Raw genomic sequence first — 15,867 nt, forward strand, 5'->3', positions numbered from 1 at the left:
TCGTTTCCCCGATCAATCGAGACGCATGGCAATGCCATGGTCTGCCATATAGGCTTTCGCTTCGCCGATGGAATATGTCCCGAAATGGAAGATGGAGGCTGCCAGCACAGCGGTAGCATGGCCTTCTTTCACACCGGCAACGAGATCATCCAGCGTGCCGACGCCGCCAGATGCGATGACGGGCACACGCACCTGATCGGCAATGGTGCGCGTCAGCGCGATGTCATAACCGCTTTTTGTGCCATCCCGGTCCATAGAGGTGATGAGCAACTCACCTGCGCCGCGCTCGACCATGCTGATCGCAAACTCCACCGCATTGATGCCTGTCGGCTGGCGACCACCATGGGTGAATATTTCCCACCTGTCAGCCTCGCCGCTGGTGGAAACCTGTTTCGCGTCGATCGACACCACGATGCACTGGTTGCCGAATTTATCCGCAGCGCGGGCAACGAAATCAGGGTCGTTGACGGCAGCAGAGTTGATCGAAACCTTGTCTGCACCACACAGCAGAAGTTTGCGGATATCGCCAACCGCGCGTACGCCGCCGCCAACCGTCACCGGCATGAAGCAGTGGTCGGCTGTGCGCGAGACAACGTCGAAAATCGTATCGCGATTGTCGGAAGAAGCCGTGATGTCGAGAAAGCAGAGCTCGTCGGCACCGGCGGCATCGTAAGCTTTAGCGGCTTCCACCGGATCACCTGCGTCGATGAGATCGACAAAATTAACGCCTTTCACGACGCGTCCGTCCTTAACATCGAGACAGGGAATGATACGGGCTTTCAGCGTCATGCGCGTGCCTCCTTGATCATGGCGAGCGCTTCGACCGGGTCGATACGACCGTCATAGAGGGCGCGACCCGAGATGGCACCTTCCAGCTTGACCGCATCGGGTTCCAGCATGCGCTTGATGTCGCCCATGGAGGCAAGACCGCCAGAGGCGATGACCGGAATCGAAACGGCATCCGCCAGTTCAAGCGTGGAGGCCCAGTTGATACCAGCCAAAATGCCATCGCGATCGATATCGGTGTAGATGATGGCCGCGACGCCCGCACCTTCGAATCGCTGGGCAAGCTCGATCACGCCAAGCTCCGAGGCTTCCGCCCAGCCCTCCACCGCAACCTTGCCGCCCTTTGCATCGATGCCGACGGCGACCTGACTGGGAAAACGCTTGCAGGCCTCGATGACCAGAACAGGATCACGCACGGCAATCGTGCCGAGAATAACGCGGGCAAGACCGCGCGACAGCCACGCCTCGATATGATCAAGCGTGCGAATACCGCCGCCAAGCTGAACCGGATTTTTCGTGGACTTCAAAATGGCATCCACGGCATCGCCATTGACGGTCTGGCCCGCGAAAGCGCCGTTCAAATCCACGACATGCAGCCATTCGAACCCTTGGTCTTCAAAGGCCTTTGCCTGAGCTCCGGGGTCGGTGTTGTAAACAGTGGCCTGCTCCATATCGCCAAGCTTGAGGCGAACGCACTGGCCGTCTTTGAGGTCGATTGCGGGAAAAAGGATCATATCAGGGCTTCCAGCGCAGGAAATTCGAAATAAGGGCAAGGCCGAGTGTCTGGCTTTTTTCCGGGTGGAACTGCGCCCCGACCTTGTTGTCACGACCCACGAATGCCGTCATCGCGCCACCATAGCTAGTGGTGGCGATTACATCGTCCGCATGTGTGGCGGCAAGGTGATAGGAGTGCACGAAATAGGCGTGCAGGCCATCCGACCCGGTCTTTATGCCATCAAACAGCGGGTGAGGGCGGTGCAGGTCCAGCGTATTCCAGCCGATCTGCGGGATTTTCAAGTCTGGATCGGCAGGGGTCATTTCGACCACGTCGCCCTCGATCCAGCCAAGGCCCTCGCTCGTCGTCTTCTCCAGCCCGCGAGACGACATCAACTGCATGCCGACGCAGATACCCATGAACGGATGCCCGTGTGTTTCTACCGCTTCGATCATTGCCTCATGCATGCCGGTGACGGCATCCAGACCTGCGCGGCAATCGGCGTAAGCGCCAACGCCTGGTAGAACGATACGGTCTGCGGAGGCGACACGGTCCGGCTTGTCGCTCAACTCGATGGTCGCGTTTATGCCAGCTTCGGCTGCTGCGCGCTCAAAGGCCTTGGTCGCCGAGCGAAGGTTGCCGGAGCCATAATCGATAATTACCACACGCATATCAGCGCCTTCCATTCAGATCGAATTGAAACGACCCGGCGGGATCGTTCATCGAAAAACCTGTGCCGACTTTGCGATCCTTCTTCCACTCGGGCTGCGGAATCGTGCTGGCGTTTGTGGCTTCGCTTTCGAGCAGGTTGGAGAAATAAATGTCTTCCGCCGTCGCCAGATCATGCGCGGTGACGATCGTCTTGATTGCCCATCCCTTGGACACGAGATATCGGACGAGAATGTTGTGGCCCTCTAAGCCGGCTATCAATCCCGCAGTCACGGCAAACAATGCGCCTAATATGCCGTATCCCTCTATCCCCGAAATCTGAATTGCCGCCACCTGAAGCACGACGATGGAAGCGGCCACCCACCACAGACGATGAACGGCAAACCAGATCCACGGGAAAAACAGGGCAAGCCACGAAAAACGGTCAGCGATGAACCGTGTCGACCGGTGATCTCTGTCCGGTCCGCCGGGGGCTTCAAGAACCAGATAGGATGTCATTGGCTTTCCTGACAACGTTGAGAGCGGCTGTAGAGGGCATGTCCTCGATGCTGCTCTTACGATTTCATCTGTCTCAGGCCAGCATGCCCTTTGTCGAGGGAACGCGATCGGCCTGCCGTGGATCGATCTCTGTTGCGGTGCGCAACACGCGAGCGACTGCCTTGAAGCACGTTTCGGCGATATGGTGGTTGTTGGCGCCGTAATGATTAAGAATATGCAGTGTTATTCCGGCATTCTGTGCCAGCGCCTGAAAGAACTCGCGCACCAGTTCGGTATCGAATGTGCCAATCTTCGGCGCAGAAAATGAGACGTTCCAAACCAGGAATGGCCGCCCGGAAATGTCGACCGCCGCCTTCGTCATGGTCTCATCCATGGCAAGATCGAGCGATGCGTAACGGGTAATCCCACGACGGTCACCGAGTGCCCTAGAGATTGCCTGGCCGATGGCGATGCCGGTATCTTCGACCGTATGATGGTCATCGATGTGCAGGTCGCCTGCAACGTCGATGTCCATGTCGATCAGCGAATGGCGGCTGAGCTGGTCCAGCATATGATCGAAGAAACCCACGCCTGTGGAAATTTTCGACTTGCCGCTGCCATCGATGTTCACGCGAACGGAAACACTCGTTTCGTTCGTCTTGCGGGAAATCTCAGCTTTACGCTCTGCCATCTGGCTGCTCCGTACGAATATCGGGGTTCCTTATCAGCAAGAACCACAAATATCCAGCCATTACATTGCGTTGCGGTATGCCGTCTTGTTCGTTTCCGTGGCTGGAATTTGTAATCGCAAAATCGAGGCCTACATAGATTGCGAACGGGTCAGCATTTGCGACCCAGCGCAACGCCCTGATGGGGCAAACAGGTGTTTGATGACAACGATTATTACTGTGAGAAAGGGCGGCAAAGTCGTGATGGCTGGCGATGGTCAGGTCAGCCTCGGACAGACCGTGATGAAAGGCAATGCCCGCAAAGTCCGCCGGATCGGCAAGGGCGACGTCATCGCCGGATTTGCCGGTGCCACCGCCGACGCGTTCACATTGCTGGACCGTCTGGAAAAGAAGCTTGAGCAATATCCCGGGCAATTGATGCGGGCCGCCGTCGAGCTTGCCAAAGACTGGCGCACCGACAAATATCTGCGCAATCTCGAAGCGATGATGCTGGTGGCAGACAAGTCCATCACCCTGGCCATCACCGGTAATGGCGATGTGCTCGAGCCGGAACATGGCGCAATCGCTATCGGTTCGGGCGGAAATTACGCTTTTGCTGCTGCCCGCGCACTGATGGATTCTGAAAAATCAGCGGAAGAGGTGGCGCGCCAGGCTTTGGATATCGCAGCCGATATTTGCGTCTATACCAACCATAATCTCGTGATTGAAACGCTCGACGCAGAGTAGACTGCGCCTCACCAAGCGATGGGTCCTGCGGGCCGGGCCGAAACGGCTGGCCGGTAAGGGATGCCGAAAGGAATGAAATGACGACTTTTTCTCCCCGCGAGATCGTTTCCGAACTCGACCGTCACATCATCGGCCAGCACGATGCCAAGCGCGCCGTGGCGATTGCGCTGCGCAATCGCTGGCGCCGCCAGCAACTGGACGACAGTCTGCGCGACGAGGTCATGCCGAAGAACATTCTGATGATCGGGCCGACCGGCGTTGGCAAGACCGAAATCTCCCGCCGTCTGGCCAAGCTGGCAGGCGCTCCCTTCATCAAAGTCGAAGCCACCAAATTCACCGAAGTCGGTTACGTAGGACGCGATGTCGAGCAGATCATCCGCGATCTCGTGGAAATCGGCATCGGCCTCGTGAAGGAAAAGAAGCGGCTCGAAGTTCAGGCAAAGGCCCATGCCAGCGCCGAAGAACGCGTGTTAGACGCATTGGTTGGCTCGACCGCGTCGCCCGGAACCCGTGAGAGCTTCCGCAAGAAGCTGCGCGATGGCGAGCTTGACACCAAGGAAATCGATATCGAAATTGCCGATACCAGTAGTGGCATGCCCGGTTTCGACATCCCTGGCATGCCCGGCGCCAACATCGGTGTTCTCAATCTTTCGGATATGTTCGGCAAGGCCATGGGCGGTCGCAGCAAGAAAGTGCGGACCACGGTCGAGAAATCCTATGCTGATCTTATTCGCGACGAATCCGACAAATTGCTGGATAACGAACTGATCCAGCGCGAGGCGGTGAAATCCGTCGAGAATGACGGCATCGTGTTTCTGGACGAGATCGACAAGATCGCAGCCCGCGACGGTGGCATGGGCGCAGGCGTCTCACGCGAAGGCGTTCAGCGCGACCTTCTTCCGCTGGTGGAAGGGACGACGGTGTCCACGAAATACGGTCCCGTTAAAACGGACCATATCTTGTTCATCGCTTCAGGCGCATTCCACGTGTCGAAGCCCTCAGATCTCCTGCCGGAGCTTCAGGGTCGTCTGCCCATTCGCGTCGAGCTGAAACCCCTGACCAAGGAGGATTTCCGCCGCATCCTGACCGAAACCGAAGCCAGCCTCATCCGTCAGTATATCGCGCTGATGGCAACCGAAGAATTGAACCTCGAATTCACAGATGACGCCATCGACGCCTTGGCCGACGTTGCGGTTCATCTGAATTCGTCGGTTGAGAATATCGGCGCCCGTCGCTTGCAGACGGTCATGGAGCGTGTGCTGGATGACATCTCGTTCAATGCGCCGGATCGTGGCGGCTCTGCCGTCAAGATCGATCAGGACTACGTGAAGGAGCATGTTGGCGATATCGCCGCCGACACGGACCTGTCGCGATACATTTTGTAAATTGAACAACGAGTGCGGCAATTGTTGCCGCACTCTTATTTTACTTGCCTTCTCTCGACATATGGTCACGCTTTTCGCTAATGAAAGCGTTGATGGCGCTCAACGGAATGGTCCGGTTACAGTGCCGACCAAGGAAAAGGCATTCGCTCGTGCGTAAAACTCTTCTGGCATTGGCCTCCGTCATGGCCTTGTGCGCGGTCTCACAGTCATTCGCGCAAGCGGCATCGGTCGTTCCGCCGGGCAACCGGAATGCCGAGCAGCCCGGCGTGCCCGGCGCATCGGCACGGCGGACCAAAAGCTCCAACTCCACCTATGACCGCAAGTATCAGAAAGTGTTCGATCTGCTGTCGGGTGACAAGCAGTTGATTGCGAAAATCAAATCGACCGCCAGTCGTTACGGGATCGACCCGATCCATATGATCGGCGCCATCGTGGGTGAGCACACCTACAATGTGGATGCCTATGACCGATTGCAGTCCTACTACGTCAAGGCTGCTTCCTATGCGGGAAACAGCTTCCGCTTCGGCTACAAGGATGAAAGCATTGCGCAGTTTTTGACGCATTCGCAGTTTTCCAAATGCCAGGCGAAGCGCGATTCCGCCAGCCTCTGGACCTGTCGTGAAGACGTCTGGGACGCCAGTTTCCGCGGCAAGAAGGTAGATGGTGTCAGCTATCCCGACAATCGCTTCAGCTCCGTCTTCTTCCAGCCTTTCTATGCCGGGCAGACATTTGGTCTGGGTCAGATCAATCCGCTGACGGCGCTGATGCTGTCGGATGCCGTCGCGCGCGTGTCCGGCTATGAAAAGCTGGACGAGAATGACGCCGCTGCGGTCTATAACGCCATCATGGATCCGGACCATTCTCTGGCCTACATGGCCGCTGCCATTCGCAAATCCATCGATGATTACAAATCGATTGCCGATATGGATATTTCGAAAAATCCAGGCCTGACCTCCACGCTCTATAATCTCGGCGGATCACAACAGCGTGCGGCTGCTCTTGCCCAAAAGAACCGCCAGAGCGGCGGGTCGCCTGTGTGGCCGGAAGAAAATTATTACGGCTGGCTGGTGAATGAAAAGCTGCCGGAACTTCAGAAACTTCTCTGATTTTAGAACAGACTGCTGGATTGTTTTTAAAAAGAAAACATCTTTAGCCCCGGCTTGTGATTGACGAGCCGGGGTTTCAGCGTCCACTCTTGGCGAAAGCATAACCGACAAGGGAGATATCCGGTGAGCCGCATTGAAGAGCATGGTCTGTCGCTTGATGAAACACTCTATCGTTTTTTGAAGGACGACGTTCTGCCGGAAACCGGCCTTGAGCCCGATGCTTTCTTCGCAGGCTTCTCCAGCATCGTGCACGATCTTTCGCCAAGAAATCGCGAGCTTCTTCACAAGCGCGATGTCTTTCAGGAGAAACTGGATAGCTGGTACCGCACCCATGGTGCGCCGGTCGATCTCAATGCCTACGAGGCGTTTCTTCGCGAGATCGGATATCTGTTGCCCGAAGGTGGTGCCTTCAAAGTCGATACGCAAAATGTCGATCCCGAAATTGCGCAGCTTGCCGGTCCACAGCTCGTCGTCCCGGTCATGAATGCACGCTATGCGCTGAATGCTGCGAACGCTCGATGGGGTTCGCTTTACGATGCGCTGTATGGCACGGATGCGATCTCCGAAGCGGACGGCGCTGAAAAGGGCAAGGGCTATAATCCAAAGCGTGGCGAAAAGGTCATCGCATGGGCACGCGATTTTCTGGATCGTTCCGCACCCTTGGACAATGGCAGCTGGTCTGACGCAAACGGCGTCAAAATCGTCGATGGCGTGCTCCAAATCAGCCTTGGCAACACATGGAAGGGCTTGAAGGACCCTGCGCAATTTACCGGGTTCGGTGGTGATGTGTCCAAGCCGGACACGGTGCTGCTGGTCAAGAATGGTCTACATGTCGAGATCATCATCGATCCATCGACCGCCATCGGCTCGAATGATGATGCCGGTATTTCGGATATCCTGCTGGAATCGGCGCTCACCACCATCATGGACTGCGAGGATTCGGTCGCCGCCGTGGATGCCGAGGACAAGGTCGTGGCCTATGGCAACTGGCTGGGCCTTATGCGCGGCGATCTGACGGAGGAGGTTTCCAAGGGCGGAAAGTCCTTCACGCGCCGCCTCAATCCCGACCGCAATTACACCGCCCCTGACGGCTCTGCGTTGACGGTGCCCGGACGCTCGCTGATGCTGGTCCGCAATGTCGGGCATCTCATGACCAACCCTGCCATTCTCGACCGCGACGGCAACGAAGTTCCCGAAGGCATTATGGATGCCGTCGTAACGGGGCTGATTGCGCTTTACGACGTCGGCCCCGGCGGGCGCCGTCAGAATTCGCGCGCAGGATCCATGTATGTCGTAAAGCCGAAGATGCACGGCCCGGAAGAGGTGGCCTTCGCATCGGAGATTTTCTCCCGCGTCGAGAAACTGATCGGCATGGCGCCCAATACCATCAAAATGGGCATCATGGATGAGGAACGCCGCACCACGGTCAACCTCAAGGAATGTATACGGGCTGCCAAGGATCGCGTGGTCTTTATCAATACCGGCTTCCTCGATCGCACTGGTGATGAAATTCACACTTCGATGGAAGCAGGCCCGATGATTCGCAAGGGCGACATGAAGCAGGCTTCCTGGATCGCAGCCTATGAGAACTGGAACGTCGATATCGGTCTGGAATGCGGTCTTTCCGGCCACGCGCAGATCGGCAAGGGGATGTGGGCCATGCCGGATCTGATGGCCGCGATGCTGGAACAGAAGATCGCCCATCCCAAGGCGGGTGCGAACACGGCCTGGGTTCCGTCTCCCACCGCAGCCACGCTTCATGCCACGCATTATCACAGCGTCGATGTCGCCGAAGTCCAGAGCGGTTTGAAGCACCGCAAACGCGCAAAGCTTGGCGACATTCTCTCCGTGCCAGTCGCGGTACGTCCTAACTGGAGCGCCGAGGAGATTCAGCGTGAGCTGGACAACAATGCGCAGGGCATTCTGGGTTATGTAGTGCGCTGGGTCGATCAGGGCGTCGGTTGCTCGAAAGTGCCCGACATCAACAATGTCGGCCTGATGGAAGACCGTGCAACGCTGCGGATTTCCGCCCAGCACATGGCCAACTGGCTGCGCCACGGCGTGGTCACGGAAGCCCAGATCGTCGAGACGATGAAGCGCATGGCGGCTGTGGTCGATGGCCAGAATGCTGGCGACCACGCCTATATGGCCATGGCCGGAAACTTCGACGAATCAGTCGCGTTTCAGGCTGCGCTCGAGCTGGTCTTGAAGGGCAGGGAGCAGCCGAACGGCTACACCGAGCCGGTTCTCCACCGCCGCCGCCTGGAATTGAAGGCGAAACAGACAGCTTAAGCTGCTCTCAACCCAACAAAAAGCCGCCGGGATAATCCTCGGCGGCTTTTTTATTCGTCGTATCTGCGACCCTTACTGGATCACGATGACCTTGGAGCTGCGGCCCGGGCGGACGCGGCTGTAGAGATCGATGACATCCTGATTGATCATGCGAATGCAGCCCGAAGACGCAGCCGTGCCGATGGAAGCCCATTCTGGCGAACCGTGGATGCGGAACAGCGTGTCCTGACCCTTTTCGTTGAAGAGATACATGGCGCGTGCACCCAGCGGGTTGGTGAGGCCTGGGCCCATGCCTGCATCGACATATTTGGAGATTTCCGGCTTGCGCACGGCCATTTCCTTTGGCGGATGCCACATGGGCCATTCCTGCTTCCAGGCCACATAGGCTTCACCAGCCCATGCAAAGCCCTGCTTGCCAACGCCGATACCGTAACGCACAGCCTTGCCGCCTGGCAGGATGTAGTACAGGAAGCGTTCACGGGTGTTGACGATCACCGTGCCTGGCCGCTCAGGGGTCTCGAAGCTGACGACCTGACGGTGAAAGCGCTTGTCGACGCGGTTGATCGGAATGGCTGGCAGAGCGTAGCCTGCATCGGTCGTCGCACCGTAAACTTCGTCACCGAAGATCTGGGTGGTTTCGACGACGACGGGGGCAGCAACCGGACGAGCAGAGGAGGTCTCGGTCGTCGTGGAGGCGCAACCGGTCAAAGCAAGTACCGAAGACAGGCCGAGGGCAGTCAATGATGTGCGAATGCGCATGATTTTCTCGCGGGAAATATCGCCCAAATCAGGCGATGCATGAAGATCTATTGAATAGATGGGTTATTTTCGATTAATCTTGCGTTGGCAAGCCGTTGCACCGCAGCAAGAGAATACGGCGCGCGAAATTGCGGCTTCATGGTCTTTTTGCAACATGAAAGGGGGTCCGTACCCCGGTTTTATCCATGACTATTCTTTCCATCATCAACAATAATCCGTTAATCGACGGACGGCAGTCGGCAAACGCCATGCTGGTGCGACGTGGTGTGCAGATATTGCTCCACGAAATGCGTCATTCTGTTTTGCCGGAATTGCCGCTTTCAAGCGGTCGCCGCGCCGATCTGATCAGCCTGTCGGTCAAGGGCGAAATATGGATCATCGAGATCAAATCTTCCATCGAGGATTTCAAGGTCGATCGCAAATGGCCTGATTATCGACAGCACTGCGACCGGCTGTTCTTTGCAACGCATGACGCCGTGCCGCTCGATATCTTCCCCGAGGACTGCGGTCTGTTCGTTTCGGATGGATATGGCGCGCATATGCTACGGGATGCGCCGGAACACAGGCTGCCGCCCGCGACACGAAAGTCCGTTATGCTCGATTTTTCCCGCACCGCGGCCCGGCGCTTGATGATGGCCGAGTGGTCCACCGGCGACAGCTACACCGACTGAGCCTTACTTCGGCGCCCGCTTGGCCAGAATGCGCTGAAGCGTGCGACGATGCATGTTGAGGCGCCGCGCCGTCTCGGAAACATTGCGCTCGCACATCTCGTAGACGCGCTGAATATGCTCCCAGCGGACACGGTCTGCTGACATCGGATTTTCCGGCAGGTCCATCTTGTCGCCCTCGCGCTGCGTCAATGCGTTGAAGACATCGTCCGCGTCGGCGGGTTTGGCCAGATAGTCCAGAGCACCGAGTTTGACCGCCGTCACCGCCGTGGCGATGTTGCCATAGCCGGTCAGCACCACGATCTGTGTGTCATCCCTGTGCTGGCGTATGGCTTCGATCACCTCAAGACCGTTACCGTCGCCGAGGCGCAGATCGACCACCGCATATTTCGGAGGGGCCAGCCGCGACTTGGCGATGCCTTCGCTGACCGATTCCGCCGTATCCACGACAAAACCACGCGTTTCCATGGCGCGCGCCAGCCGCCGCAAAAACGGGCCGTCGTCATCGACGATAAGAAGTGACTTGTCCGGCCCGATCGCATCACCCTCGGTGGATACGATGGCTTCAGCCTCGTTTTTATGTGTGTCGTCACTCATCCCTGTGGTCTCCGGCGGTTTGTCAGCCATATGAGTTCGACCTTACTGCTTTCAAGCGCGCAATAAAGTCACTGGTGTCTCTTGTCGTCCATGATGTCGCGTGGCCAGACGACCGTTACTCTGGCTCCGGCGGCATCCGGTCCGCGGTTCTCGAATGTCAATGTCGCGCCGGAACGTTCCAGCAAAGTCTTGGCGATGAAGAGACCAAGCCCCAACCCGCCTGCGCGCGCTTCGTTCTGACGTTTGGTGACATAGGGCTCGCCAATGCGTGACAGTATATCAGGTGCATAGCCCTGCCCATCGTCTTCCACGATGACCTTGACCTGCTGTGGGTCATGCTGCGTCGTCACCGTCACGGATTCGCGGGCGTAGTCGACGGCATTTTCCAAGAGGTTGCCGAGACCATAGATAATTCCGGCGTTTCTGGAACCGACAGGCTCGCCACTCCGCTCGCTTTTTTCCACCAACCGAAGCTTGATGCCAAATTCGCGGTGTGGGGCCATAACCTCTTCGATCAGGGAGGAAAGCGGCAAGGTTCTTAGATGTTCGTCCCCCTCAGCAGACAGAGAGGTTAGCCGGCGCAAAATATCGCGGCAACGTTCGCTCTGGCTGCGCAACAGGGCCACATCCTCGCGAAACCTATCGTCATTGCCAAGCTCGCGCTCCATTTCCTTGGCGACGACGCTGATGGTCGCAAGCGGGGTGCCAAGCTCGTGTGCCGCCGCCGCCGCCAGACCATCCAGCTGCGACAGGTGTTTTTCACGTTCCAGAACCAGTTCCGTCGCCGCCAGTGCATCCGCCAACTGGTTGGCCTCATGCGAAACGCGATATGCGTAGAAAGCCGCAAACAGCATCATTGCAACGATGGAGCACCAGATGCCGACATGGATGATGAGCTGGATCGGCAGGGTCTCACCCGGGTACCACGGAACAGGAAAGGGCGAAAACGCAATCGCGGTCACGCAGGCCAGTGCAAAGGCGAGCAACATCAGCGAATGCTTCATAGGTTGCGAGGCGAAGGCAATGATGACCTGCACGCAGATCAGGGGCACGAAAGGATTGGACAGCCCCCCGGTGATGTAGATCAGCGCGGTCAATTGCAACAGATCGAATGCCAGAAGAAGTGTCGCTTCCCAAGGTTCAAGACGATAGGTCGCCGGAAAACGGGCGGATAGAAACAGGTTTGCGACGGCAAGTGCACCGATCAGCACAGCGCAGGTCAGCAGGGGCAGCGGAAAGTTGAGCCCGAAGGCGACGATCAGAATGGCTGCCGTCTGTCCAACGACTGCCAGCCACCGCAACCAGACGATGGTTTGCAAACGAATGTGACGGCTGGCGCGGCCAAATCGTGTGCTTTCTTCTGGCTGGGGCGCCATCCACCGTCTCCTGTCTATGTGCCGCGTGGCTTCACGCGATTTGTCGGCTCTGCCGAGGCCGGGTCTTCCGGCCAGGGATGGCGCGGATAACGCCCGCGCATGTCTGCACGCACGTCTTTCCAGGACCCAGCCCAAAAGCCGGGAAGATCCCGCGTCGTCTGTATCGGCCTGTGCGCAGGCGAGGTCAATTCCAGAAGCAGTGGCAATTTGCCGCCTGCAACGGCCGGGTGCTGTTTCAAACCGAAGAGTTCCTGAACCCGGATCGTCAGCGTGGGTTCTTCACCATCGTAGCTGATGGCATGTCTTTGGCCGGTCGGAGCCTGAAAATGTGTCGGCAGAAGTTTCGTCAACTCGCGCTGGGCAGCGTGCGGAACCAGCGACAGAAGCCCATCCATGATGCCTGAAGACCGGATATCCTGCGTGCTTTTGGCATCATGCTGGAAGGGGACGAACCATTCATCCAGCCGCGCGATGAGCGCTTCGTCATCCATATCCGGCCACGGCTCACCGATCGTGCGATTGAGGAAGCCGAGGCGCTGGCGCAACTGTCGCGCCTCCTTGGAAAAGGGCACGATATCGAGACCATGGTCCCTGATGCCGTTTGCAAGGCCCAGAGCGGCCTTTTCGCCAGTCGGCTTACCAAGGGGCGTTTCGTCCAGAATAATCGCACCGATCCGCGTGACACGGCGCGCGCGGACCTGTCCGCTGGCCTTATCGAAAAACATCTGGTCTTCTTTGCGAATACTGTTCGGCATGTGCTCTTCCACATCCTCGCGACTGATCGAGGCTGCGGCGAGAATACGTGGCTGTGCGGCGCGGCCCGTGGCATCGGCAACGACCAGCATCTTTTCCGTGGCAAGACGCTCCGTCTCGCTCAGTTCCGCCCCGCGCCCATTGGCCATGACATAGCGCCCACGTCCGCCGCGCTGGAATGCAATGCGGTCTGGAAAAGCATGCAGCAGAAGTTCACCTGCCATGGCAGGGATCGCGGGCGCGTTACGCGTCCCCTCATCGAGCGAAGAAACGATTCGCCGGGCAAGGCCTTTGGCGGCGGTCGCGCGCTCGCCCTTTTCCTGCCGGAAGCGCCGCAACCGCTCTTCCAGATCTATATCGCTTCCGCCGAGCCCTTGCTCCGTCAGCAAAACCGCGAGCATCGCGCCCTCTTGCCCATGGCCAGCTTCCTGCGCCGCAATCACCATGGCAGAGAGGCGAGGCGGCAGGGCAAGCGCGCGCATCTTGCGACCACGCGGCGTTATTCCTCCCGTCGCATCCAGCGCACCGAGACTTCCCAACAATTGACGCGCCTCATGAAAAGCGGCTTCAGGCGGCTGATCCAGAAACGCCATGGATGCTGGATCGCCGACACCCCAATGCGCAAGATCCAGGACAAAACTGGAAAGATCGCTCGCCAGAATCTGCGGTGGCGTGAAAGCGGGCAGGGCATTTGTCTGGCCCGCGTGCCAAAGCCTTATGGCAATGCCCGGTTCTGTTCGACCGGCACGACCAGCCCGCTGATCTGCAGACGCGCGGGAGACCTTGACCGTTTCCAGCCGCGTCATGCCTGTCGATGGCTCGAAAACCGGCAGGCGCTGTAAACCACTGTCGATGACCACGCGAACGCCATCGATGGTAATCGATGTCTCGGCAATCGATGTCGCAAGCACGATCTTGCGCTTGCCATCCTCGGTCGGCCTTATCGCGGCATCCTGCTCCTTTTGGGACAGGTTGCCATAGAGCGGGATCACGACTGTGTCAGGCCCGAATCGTCCTTCCAGTCGCTCAACCGTGCGCAAGATTTCGCCTTGCCCCGGCAGGAAGGCCAGTATCGAACCTTCCTCGGCTTTGTGGGCTTCTACAATGGCGCGCGCCACCCGGTCTTCAACGCGCTCCTGTCCTGCGCGGTCATCATGGCGAATATCGATGGGAAAGCTGCGGCCCAAACTTTTGATGACAGGCGCGCCATCCAGAAGCGCCGTCACCCGTTCCACATCGAGCGTCGCCGACATGACGAGAATCCGCAAATCGTCTCGAAGGCCGGTTTGCACGTCCAAAGCCAGGGCAAGACCGAAATCGCCATCAAGGGACCGCTCGTGAAATTCATCGAAAATCACCACAGCCACGCCCTCAAGTTCTGGATCATCCAGAACCATGCGCGCAAATACGCCTTCGGTAACAACCTCGATCCGTGTCTTGCCGGAAATGCGATTGTCAAGGCGCATCCGGTAACCCACCGTCTCGCCCACGGCCTCACCAAGCAGCGATGCCATGCGGCTCGCAGCAGCGCGTGCCGCCAGCCGTCGCGGCTCAAGCAAAATGATCTTGCCGTTTCCACGCCACGCTTGATCCAGCAGGTAGAGAGGAACGAGCGTGGTTTTACCGGCACCCGGCGGCGCAGAAAGCACGGCCCGCCTATAGCTGGACAACGCCTCGCCGATGTCTGCCAGCACATCCGTAACGGGCAGGGAAGGAGGTACGCGCTGCGATATCGTCTTCATGCCACTCATGCGCTCAGCGTTTCACCTTCAGGCTTTCATAGGCAAGAATAGCGCCCGCCAGATCCTCCAGCGCCGCACCCACCGACTTGAACAGGGTTATGTCGCTATCCTTTTCCCGACCGTTATGCCGACCCGAAACAAGATCAGACATCTCAGCGCGGATATGTTGGCGATCTATCAGACCTGAAGCCAGCGGCTGGACGATATCGCCCCCTTCTTTCAGCGCGCCTTCGAAAGTATCGACAAAGACATGAGCCCGCTGAACGGCGTTATCGTCGCTTTCGCGCATGGTGGGCTTGAATGCACCAACCAGATCGAGATGCGCTCCCGGCTTCAACCATTCTCCCTTGATCAGCGGCTCGTTGGAGAGCGTTGCGCAGGAAATGATATCGGCAACCCGCGCGCTGCCCTCCAGATCATCGGCAATCCGCGCGTCGAAGCCCAGCTTACGTGCCTCTTGCACAGTCTTTTCCGCTGCCGAAGCATTACGCCCCCACACGTGGAAAGACGTCAAAGGCCGAACAACCGCATGGGCCTGCATCAGATTGAGGGAAAGACGTCCGGTTCCGACCATCAACATGGACGCGGCATCCGCACGGGCAAGATATTTTGCAGCCAGTGCAGATGTCGCTGCCGTTCGCCGCGCCGTCAACTCGCCACCTTCTATCGCAGCCAGCATTTCGCCTGTTGTGCCGGAGGAAAGAAGGTACGTCCCGAAAATAGCAGGAAGCGACCGGACACTGTTATCGGGAAAGACCGAGAGTATCTTCACGCCCATATAGGAGCCGGGCACCCAGGCAGGCATCAACAACAGGGTCGCTGCATTCTCACCCGGCACCTCGACGTCGTGGTGGTGCCTGACGGGGACAACACAGCCGTCATGGAACATCGCCTCGATGGCGTCGATCAGTTCGGGCCAGGGCAGGGCACGGCATGTTTCTTCTTCATTGAGGACCAGCATGATAACTCCCGTCGGTTATATATGCGGGAGTCTATCAACGTGGCGCTTGCTGGTGAAGCGTCGGCGTTTGTTGCGCGAGTGAATTCGGCGTGTTTTGGGTCACCAACAGCTGTGAACGGCAAATTGTCTATAAAAATCCGATACTTACAAAATATGTCGATTTTTT

At 58.0% G+C, this 15,867-nt stretch carries 15 protein-coding genes; 5 read left to right on the plus strand and 10 right to left on the minus strand.

Annotated features, from left to right (window positions below; genetic code table 11):
* Positions 1-12: 12 nt before the first annotated feature.
* The 5 genes from hisF to hisB form a co-directional block, all read right to left on the minus strand.
* The gene (hisF, locus tag HRR99_RS14675; RefSeq protein ID WP_233122249.1) at positions 13-789 is read right to left on the minus strand and encodes an imidazole glycerol phosphate synthase subunit HisF; all 777 of its coding nucleotides are present in this window, start codon (positions 787-789) and stop codon (positions 13-15) included.
* Positions 786-1,520 (minus strand): 1-(5-phosphoribosyl)-5-[(5-phosphoribosylamino)methylideneamino]imidazole-4-carboxamide isomerase, encoded by a 735-nt coding sequence (hisA, locus tag HRR99_RS14680; RefSeq protein WP_233122250.1) that lies wholly within the window; start codon positions 1,518-1,520, stop codon positions 786-788. Before hisA ends, hisF begins: the two co-directional genes overlap by 4 nt.
* Position 1,521: 1 nt before the next feature.
* Positions 1,522-2,172 (minus strand): imidazole glycerol phosphate synthase subunit HisH, encoded by a 651-nt coding sequence (gene hisH, locus HRR99_RS14685; protein ID WP_233122251.1) that lies wholly within the window; start codon positions 2,170-2,172, stop codon positions 1,522-1,524.
* Between the two features lies 1 nt (position 2,173).
* Complete coding sequence (locus HRR99_RS14690; protein WP_233122252.1) at positions 2,174-2,668, minus strand: DUF2628 domain-containing protein; 495 nt, start codon at positions 2,666-2,668, stop codon at positions 2,174-2,176.
* Positions 2,669-2,741: 73 nt separating this feature from the next.
* Positions 2,742-3,338: an imidazoleglycerol-phosphate dehydratase HisB gene (gene hisB / locus HRR99_RS14695; RefSeq protein WP_233122253.1), complete on the minus strand. Its 597-nt coding sequence runs from the start codon at positions 3,336-3,338 to the stop codon at positions 2,742-2,744.
* Positions 3,339-3,537: 199 nt separating this feature from the next.
* Here hisB and hslV point away from each other — a divergent pair, with 199 nt between their 5' ends.
* The 4 genes from hslV to HRR99_RS14715 all read left to right on the plus strand — a co-directional run bounded on the left by hslV (position 3,538) and on the right by HRR99_RS14715 (position 8,845).
* Positions 3,538-4,062 carry an ATP-dependent protease subunit HslV gene (gene hslV / locus HRR99_RS14700; protein ID WP_112501142.1) on the plus strand — a complete coding sequence of 175 codons (525 nt, stop codon included), beginning with the start codon at positions 3,538-3,540 and terminating at the stop codon, positions 4,060-4,062.
* Positions 4,063-4,139: 77 nt separating this feature from the next.
* Positions 4,140-5,447, plus strand: a complete 1,308-nt coding sequence (hslU, locus tag HRR99_RS14705) for an ATP-dependent protease ATPase subunit HslU (RefSeq protein WP_111841254.1) — start codon at positions 4,140-4,142, stop codon at positions 5,445-5,447.
* 149 nt (positions 5,448-5,596) lie between these two features.
* Complete coding sequence (locus tag HRR99_RS14710; RefSeq protein WP_233122254.1) at positions 5,597-6,553, plus strand: DUF1402 family protein; 957 nt, start codon at positions 5,597-5,599, stop codon at positions 6,551-6,553.
* A 123-nt stretch (positions 6,554-6,676) separates the two neighbouring features.
* The gene (locus HRR99_RS14715) at positions 6,677-8,845 is read left to right on the plus strand and encodes a malate synthase G (protein WP_233122255.1); all 2,169 of its coding nucleotides are present in this window, start codon (positions 6,677-6,679) and stop codon (positions 8,843-8,845) included.
* 72 nt (positions 8,846-8,917) lie between these two features.
* Here the strand turns inward: HRR99_RS14715 and HRR99_RS14720 are convergent, their stop codons facing one another.
* Complete coding sequence (locus tag HRR99_RS14720) at positions 8,918-9,604, minus strand: L,D-transpeptidase (protein WP_112501145.1); 687 nt, start codon at positions 9,602-9,604, stop codon at positions 8,918-8,920.
* A gap of 185 nt (positions 9,605-9,789) precedes the next feature.
* Here HRR99_RS14720 and HRR99_RS14725 point away from each other — a divergent pair, with 185 nt between their 5' ends.
* Positions 9,790-10,275: an MmcB family DNA repair protein gene (locus HRR99_RS14725; protein WP_233122256.1), complete on the plus strand. Its 486-nt coding sequence runs from the start codon at positions 9,790-9,792 to the stop codon at positions 10,273-10,275.
* Positions 10,276-10,278: 3 nt separating this feature from the next.
* Here HRR99_RS14725 and HRR99_RS14730 read toward each other — a convergent pair whose 3' ends face one another.
* The 4 genes from HRR99_RS14730 to lhpI form a co-directional block, all read right to left on the minus strand.
* A complete protein-coding gene (locus tag HRR99_RS14730) occupies positions 10,279-10,869 on the minus strand; it encodes an ActR/PrrA/RegA family redox response regulator transcription factor (protein ID WP_233122257.1) in 591 nt (196 codons plus the stop codon).
* 68 nt (positions 10,870-10,937) lie between these two features.
* Positions 10,938-12,245, minus strand: coding sequence for an ActS/PrrB/RegB family redox-sensitive histidine kinase (locus HRR99_RS14735; protein ID WP_233122258.1), 1,308 nt, complete (start codon positions 12,243-12,245; stop codon positions 10,938-10,940).
* A 14-nt stretch (positions 12,246-12,259) separates the two neighbouring features.
* Positions 12,260-14,740, minus strand: coding sequence for an ATP-dependent helicase HrpB (gene hrpB / locus HRR99_RS14740; RefSeq protein WP_233123522.1), 2,481 nt, complete (start codon positions 14,738-14,740; stop codon positions 12,260-12,262).
* Positions 14,741-14,753: 13 nt separating this feature from the next.
* A complete protein-coding gene (gene lhpI, locus HRR99_RS14745; protein WP_233122259.1) occupies positions 14,754-15,701 on the minus strand; it encodes a bifunctional Delta(1)-pyrroline-2-carboxylate/Delta(1)-piperideine-2-carboxylate reductase in 948 nt (315 codons plus the stop codon).
* Positions 15,702-15,867: the final 166 nt, after the last annotated feature.

Source organism: Agrobacterium vaccinii (assembly GCF_021310995.1).
GTDB classification, from domain to species: Bacteria; Pseudomonadota; Alphaproteobacteria; order Rhizobiales; family Rhizobiaceae; genus Agrobacterium; species Agrobacterium vaccinii.

Coding starts and splice junctions, on each gene's coding strand:
- hrpB (WP_233123522.1), bottom strand. CDS start 14,740: ATGAAGACGATATCGCAGCGCGTACCTCCTTCCCTGCCCGTTACGGAT.
- HRR99_RS14730 (WP_233122257.1), bottom strand. CDS start 10,869: ATGAGTGACGACACACATAAAAACGAGGCTGAAGCCATCGTATCCACC.
- hslU (WP_111841254.1), top strand. CDS start 4,140: ATGACGACTTTTTCTCCCCGCGAGATCGTTTCCGAACTCGACCGTCAC.
- hisF (WP_233122249.1), bottom strand. CDS start 789: ATGACGCTGAAAGCCCGTATCATTCCCTGTCTCGATGTTAAGGACGGA.
- HRR99_RS14690 (WP_233122252.1), bottom strand. CDS start 2,668: ATGACATCCTATCTGGTTCTTGAAGCCCCCGGCGGACCGGACAGAGAT.
- hslV (WP_112501142.1), top strand. CDS start 3,538: ATGACAACGATTATTACTGTGAGAAAGGGCGGCAAAGTCGTGATGGCT.
- hisH (WP_233122251.1), bottom strand. CDS start 2,172: ATGCGTGTGGTAATTATCGATTATGGCTCCGGCAACCTTCGCTCGGCG.
- HRR99_RS14720 (WP_112501145.1), bottom strand. CDS start 9,604: ATGCGCATTCGCACATCATTGACTGCCCTCGGCCTGTCTTCGGTACTT.
- hisB (WP_233122253.1), bottom strand. CDS start 3,338: ATGGCAGAGCGTAAAGCTGAGATTTCCCGCAAGACGAACGAAACGAGT.
- lhpI (WP_233122259.1), bottom strand. CDS start 15,701: ATGCTGGTCCTCAATGAAGAAGAAACATGCCGTGCCCTGCCCTGGCCC.
- HRR99_RS14735 (WP_233122258.1), bottom strand. CDS start 12,245: ATGGCGCCCCAGCCAGAAGAAAGCACACGATTTGGCCGCGCCAGCCGT.
- HRR99_RS14725 (WP_233122256.1), top strand. CDS start 9,790: ATGACTATTCTTTCCATCATCAACAATAATCCGTTAATCGACGGACGG.
- hisA (WP_233122250.1), bottom strand. CDS start 1,520: ATGATCCTTTTTCCCGCAATCGACCTCAAAGACGGCCAGTGCGTTCGC.